The 6,767-nt window shown below is 75.7% G+C and carries 1 protein-coding gene; it reads left to right on the top strand.

The genetic code is table 11. The features are described 5' to 3' along the window. Window positions 1-6,767, top strand: a 6,767-nt coding sequence (locus tag VFZ20_RS07365; RefSeq protein WP_329683201.1) for a non-ribosomal peptide synthetase, incomplete at both ends; no start/stop codon positions are given.

Raw genomic sequence — 6,767 nt, 5'->3', positions numbered from 1 at the left:
GGGGTACTTCACGGGCGAGGCGGTGGAGAGCGAGGCGCTGCGGGGGCACCTGGCCGAGGCGCTGCCGGAGTTCATGGTCCCCGCGGCGTTCGTGCGGATGGACGCGTTCCCCGTCACGCCCAACGGCAAGCTGGACCGCCGTGCGCTCCCCGCGCCCGGGGCGGAGGCGTTCGCCACGCGCGGCTACGAGGCGCCCGTGGGGGGGACGGAGCAGGCCGTGGCCGAGATCTGGGCCGAGGTGCTGCGCATGGAGGACGTGGGCCGCGGCGACGACTTCTTCGCGCTGGGCGGGCACTCGCTGCTGGCCGTGCAGGTGATCTCGCGCGTGCGGCAGGTGCTGCAGGTGGAGGTCGAGCTGGGCGAGGTGTTCGCGCGCCCCGTGCTGGCGGACTTTGCCCGCGCGCTGGACGCCGCGGCGCGGTCGGAGCTTCCGGCCATCGAGCCCGCCCCGCGCGACGGCCGCCTTCCGCTCTCCTTTGCCCAGCAGCGCCTGTGGTTCCTGGAGCAGCTGGGAGGGCTGGGCCCCGCGTACCACATCCCCCTGCGCCTGCGCCTGCGGGGGACGCTGGACCGGGGGGCGCTCCTGCGCGCCCTGGACGGGATCCTGGAGCGCCACGAGGCCCTGCGGACGACGTTCGCCGAGGTGGACGGCGTCCCCGAGCAGCGCATCGCGCCGGCGGACGTGGGGTTCCACCTGGTGGAGCAGGACCTGGCGGGCCACCCGGACGCGGAGCGGGAGCTGGAGCGGGTGGCGGCGGAGGAGGCGCGCGCGCCCTTCGACCTGCGGTCCGGGCCGCTCGTCCGCGGCCGGCTCGTGCGCCTGGCGGACGATGACCACGCGCTGCTGGTGACCATGCACCACGTCGTCAGCGACGGGTGGTCCATGGGCGTGCTCTCCGGCGAGCTGTCGGCGCTGTACGCCGCCCACCGCGAGGGGCGCAGCCCGCGGCTTGCCCCGCTTCCCCTGCAGTACGCCGACTACGCGGCGTGGCAGCGCCGCTGGGTGGACGGCGACGTCCTCCGCCAGCAGGCGGAGTACTGGGTGCGGACGCTGGCGGGCGCGCCCGAGCTGCTGGAGCTGCCCACGGACCACCCGCGCCCGGCAAAGGCCGACCACGCGGGGGCGGTGCTGGCGCTGGAGGTGGACGCCGGGCTCACGGCGGCCCTCAAGGCCCTGTCGCGCCGACACGGCACCACGCTCTACATGACGTTCATGGCGGCCTGGGCCGTCGTGCTGGGCCGGCTCTCGGGCCAGGACGACGTGGTGATCGGCACGCCCACGGCAGGCCGCGGGCGGCGCGAGATCGAGGGGCTGATCGGGTTCTTCGTCAACACGCTGGCCGTGCGGGTCACGCTGTCCGGCGCGCCCACCGTGGCGGAGCTGCTGGGCCGGGTGCGCGAGCGGGCCCTGGGCGCGCAGCATCACCAGGACATCCCCTTCGAGCAGGTGGTGGAGCGGCTGGACCCCACCCGCAGCCTGTCCCACGCGCCCCTGTTCCAGGTGATGCTCACCTGGCAGAACGCGCCACGGGGGACGGGGATCTCCCTCCCGGGCCTGGACGTGGGCGGCGTGGGCGCCGGGTCGATGGACGTACGCGTCAAGTTCGACCTGTCGCTCACCCTGCGCCTCGCGGGCGACCGCATCGTGGGGGGGCTGAAGTACGCCACGTCGCTCCTGGAGCGGGAGACCGCCGAGCGGTGGATGGGCTACCTGCGGCGGGTGCTGGAGGAGATGGCGGCCGACGAGCACCGGCCCGTGGATCGCCTGCCGCTCCTGCCGCCGGACGAGCGCGCGCGGGTGGTGGACGGGTGGAACCGCACGGACGCGCCGTATCCCGGCCGGTCGTGCGTGCACGAGCTCGTCCAGGACCAGGTGGCGCGCACGCCGCACGCCCCGGCGGTGGTGCACGCCGGCGGCGCGCTCACCTACGCGGAGCTGAACGCGCGGGCCAACCGCCTGGCGCACCACCTGGCCGCGCGGGGCGTGGGTCCCGACGTGTGCGTGGGGCTGTGCCTGGAGCGCGGCGTGGAGATGATCGTGGCCCTGCTGGCCGTGCTCAAGGCCGGGGGCGCCTACGTGCCGCTGGACCCGGACTATCCCGCGGAGCGGCTGGCCTGGATGCTGGAGGACAGCGCGCCCGCCGTGCTGCTGACCCAGGCGTCCCTCGCGGGGAGGTTCGCCGGCGCCCCCGTGCCCCGCGTCCACGTGGATCTCGACGCGGCCGCGTGGGCCGCCGGGCCGGACACCGATCCGGCGGCGGCGGGGCTTACGCCGGAGCACCTGGCGTACGTCATCTACACCTCCGGCTCCACGGGCCGGCCCAAGGGGGTGATGAACCAGCACCGCGCGCTGGTGAACCGCCTGGCCTGGGGCCGCCGTGCGTGGTCCATGGGCGCGGACGAGGTGCTGCTCTGCAAGACCTCGCTCAACTTCGACGGCTCCGTGCGCGAGATCCTGCTGCCGCTGACGGCCGGCGGACGCGTGGTGGTCGCCGGCGCGGACGAGTACCGCGACCCGGCCCGCCTGCTGGCGCTCATCGGGCGCCACGGGGTCACCACGGTCAACCTGGTGCCGTCGCTGCTGCAGATGCTGATGGACGCGCCGGGGGCGGAGAACCTGCGCCACCTGCGGCGGGTGCTGTGCGGCGGCGAGGCGCTGCCCCCCGCGCTGCTGGAGCGCTTTCACGCCGCCCTGCCGGAGGTGGAGCTCCACAACCTGTACGGCCCCTCCGAGGCGGCCACGGCGGTCACCGCGCCGCGCCTTTCGGCGCGGGCGGGGGACGCGGCCGTGCCCATCGGCGGGCCCAGCGCCAACGCCCGCGTCTACGTGCTGGACGGGGCGGGCGAGCCCGTGCCCGCGGGCGTGGCCGGGGAGCTGTACATCGGCGGCGTGCCCGTGGCGCGCGGCTACCTGGGCCGCGCGGCGCTCACGGCGGAGCGCTTTGTCCCCGATCCGTTCGGCGGCGCGCGCGGGGCGCGGCTGTACCGCACGGGGGACGTGGTGCGGTGGCGGGCCGACGGGCGGCTGGAGTTCGTGGGACGCAACGACGACCAGGTCAAGGTGCGCGGCTTTCGCGTGGAGCTGGGCGAGATCGAGGCCCGCCTGCGCGAGCACCCGGCCGTGCGCCAGGCCGTCGTCGTCGCCCGCGAGGACGTGCCCGGCGACACGCGCCTGGTGGCCTACTGCGTGGCGGACGAGACGGTGCCGGTGGACGTGATCCGCGCGCACCTTGCCGGGCGTCTGCCCGCGTACATGGTGCCGGCGGCGTTCGCGCGGCTGGACGCGCTGCCGCTCACGCCCAACGGAAAGGTGGACCGCGGGGCGCTTCCCGCGCCGGAGGGCGACGCCTACGCCGCCCGCGCGTACGAGGCGCCCGTGGGCGGGACGGAGCTGGCCCTGGCGGAGATCTGGTCCGAGGTGCTGCGCGTGGAACGGGTGGGCCGCCACGACGACTTCTTCGAGCTGGGCGGACACTCGCTCCTGGCGGTGCAGGTGATCTCGCGCGTGCGGCAGGGGCTGGGGGTGGAGATCGCGCTGGGCGAGGTGTTCGCCCGGCCCGTGCTCGCCGACTTCGCGCGGGAGGCGGAGCGGGCCGCCCGGGCGGGGCTGCCGCCCATCGAGCGCGTTCCGCGCGACGGCCCCATCCCCCTGTCGTTCGCCCAGCAGCGGCTGTGGTTCCTGGAGCAGCTGGGCAGCCAGGGGAGCACCTACCACATCCCCCACCGCGTCCGTCTGCGGGGGGCGCTGGACCGCGGGGCGCTGGCGCGCGCGCTGGACGCGGTCGTGGCGCGCCACGAGGTGCTGCGCACCACCTTCACGCAGGTCGACGGCATCCCGGAGCAGCGCATTGCCCCCGCGGACGCCGGGTTCCTGCTTCGCGAGCACGACCTGGGCGGGGCCACGGACGGCGAGCTGGACCGGCGGATGGCCGTCGAGGCGGGCACGCCCTTCGACCTGGAGCGGGGGCCGCTCATCCGCGGCGTGCTCTTCCGGCTGGCCGAGGACGACCACGTGCTCATGCTGACCATGCACCACATCGTCAGCGACGGCTGGTCCATGGGGGTGCTCACCAGCGAGCTCTCCGCGCTCTACGCCGCCCACGCCCGGGGCAGGGAGGCGGCCCTGGCCGCGCTGCCGCTCCAGTACGCGGACTTCGCGGCGTGGCAGCGGCGGTGGGTGGACGGGGACGTCCTCCGCGCGCAGGCGGACTACTGGACGCGGACGCTGGGCGGCGCGCCGGAGCTGCTGGAGCTGCCCACCGACCGCCCGCGGCCCGCGCGGATGGACCCCACGGGGGCGCGGGTGGGCGTGGCGCTGGGCGCGGAGACGACGGCGGCGCTCAAGGCACTGGGGCGCCGGCACGGGACGACGCTGTACATGACGCTGCTGGCGGGGTGGGCCGTGGTGCTCAGCCGGCTCTCCGGCCAGGACGACGTGGTGATCGGCAGCCCCATGGCGGGGCGGGGACGCCGGGAGATCGAGGGACTGATCGGCCTGTTCATCAACACGCTGGCCCTGCGGCTGGACGCGTCCGGCCCGCAGACGGTGTCGGAGCTGCTGGGGCATGCCCGGGCGCGGGCGCTGGAGGCGCAGCAGCACCAGGACATCCCGTTCGAGCAGGTGGTGGACCTGGTGGATCCCGTGCGCAGCCTGGCGCACACGCCGCTCTTCCAGGCCACGTTCACCCTGCAGAACGCCCCCGGCGGGGACGGGGTGTCGCTCCCGGGGCTGGGGACGGAGCGGGTGCGGGCGGGCTCCGCCCGGGTGGAGTCCAAGTACGACCTGTCGCTGACCCTGTGGGAGGCGGACGGGGGGATCCGGGGCGGCGTGACGTTCGCCACGGCGCTCTTCGAGGCGTCCACCGTGGAGCGCTGGGTGGGCTACCTGGGCCGGGTGCTGCGGGAGATGGCGGCGGATCCGTCGCAGCGGCTGGACCGGCTGGCGATCGTCCCCGAGGACGAGCGCGCGCTGGTCGTGGAGGAGTGGAACCGGACGGAGGCCGCGTACCCGGCGCAGTCGTGCCTGCACGAGCCGTTCGAGGCGCGGGCGGTCCGCGCGCCGGACGCCGTGGCGCTCGTCTCCGCCACGGGTGAGCGGGTGACCTACGGGGCGCTGAACCGGCGTGCCAACCGGCTGGCGCACGGGCTCCGGGCACGGGGCGTGGGCCCCGGCGTGCGCGTGGGGCTTTGCGTGGAGCGCGGGCCGGCCATGGTGGAGGGGGTGCTGGGCATCCTCAAGGCGGGCGGCGTGTTCGTCCCGCTGGACCCGGGCTACCCCCGCGAGCGGCTGGAGTACATGCTGGCGGACAGCGCCCCGGCGGCCGTGCTGGCGCAAGGCTCGGTGATGGCGAACGTCGGCGCCACGCTGGCCGGGCTGGGGCGCGACGTCCCCGTGCTGGAGCTGGACGCGGCCGTGCCGGCGTGGGCGGACGCGCCGGAGACCAACCCGGAGCGGGGCGGCCTCACGCCGGAGCACCCGGCGTACGTGACGTACACGTCCGGCTCCACGGGGCGGCCCAAGGGCGTCCCGTCCATCCACCACAAGGTGCTCAACCTCGTCCACTGGTACGGGCGCGAGCTGGGGCTCACGGAGGACGACGCCGTCCTGCTGGTGATGTCGTTCAGCTTCGACGGCACCTACCGCAACCTGTTCGCCCCGCTGTTCGCGGGGGGGCAGCTGCACCTGGCGGCCGAGCCGTTCGACCCGGCGGGGATCGTGGCGCAGGTGTCGGCGGGCGGCATCCGTGCCCTGAACTGCACGCCCTCCGCCTTCCAGGCCCTGGTCGAGGCGGACGCGGGCGGCGGCGCGCTGGCGAAGCTGCGCACGGCCGTCCTCGTGGGCGAGGCGGTGCAGCCGCGCAAGCTGATGGAGCTGCCGGAGCCGCGGCCGGCGCTGGTGAACCTGTACGGTCCCACGGAGTGCTCCGGGATCATGACGTACCACCGCCTGTCGCGCGACCTGTCGGTCTACCTGGAGCAGCCGGTGCCCGTGGGCCGGCCCATCCCCAACGGGCGCATCTACCTGCTGGACCGGGCGGGGAGCCCCGTGCCCCTCGGGGTGGCGGGCGAGCTCCACATCGGCGGGACGCCCGTGGGCAACGGCTACCAGAACGCGCCCGGGCAGACGGCGGAGAAGTTCGTCCCGGACCCGTTCGGCGAGCCGGGGGCGCGGCTGTACCGCACGGGCGACCGGGCGCGGTGGCGGGCGGACGGGACGCTGGAGTTCCTGGGGCGGCTGGACACGCAGGTCAAGGTGCGGGGCTACCGCATCGAGCCGGGGGAGATCGAGGCGCGGCTGGCGGCGCACCCGGCCGTGCGCGAGGCGGTCGTGCTCGTCCGCGAGGACGCGGAGGGCGAGCCGCGGCTGGTGGCGTACTGGGTGGGCGAGGCCGTGGAGGCCGAGGCGCTCCGGTCGCACCTGGGCGAGGGGCTGCCGGGGTACATGGTGCCGGCGGCGTACGTGCGGATGGACGCGTGGCCGCTGACGCCCAACGGCAAGCTGGACCGGCGCGCGCTCCCCGCGCCCGAGGGCGACGCGTACGCGTCGCGGGCGTACGAGGCGCCCGCGGACGAGACGGAGGAGGCCGTGGCCGCGATCTGGGCCGAGGTGCTGCGGGTGGAGCGGGTGGGCCGCCGGGACAGCTTCTTCGAGCTGGGGGGCCACTCGCTGTCGGCCGTGCAGGTGATCTCGCGCGTGCGGCAGCGGCTGGACGTGCAGGTGGCCCTGGGCGACATCTTCACCCGTCCCGTGCTCAAGGACTTCGCGC

This window comes from Longimicrobium sp., assembly GCF_036280135.1.
In the GTDB taxonomy this organism is placed as follows: Bacteria; Gemmatimonadota; Gemmatimonadetes; order Longimicrobiales; family Longimicrobiaceae; genus Longimicrobium.
The sequence above is the reverse complement of the archived record's forward strand: the minus strand, read 5'-3'. Positions and strand labels throughout refer to the sequence as shown.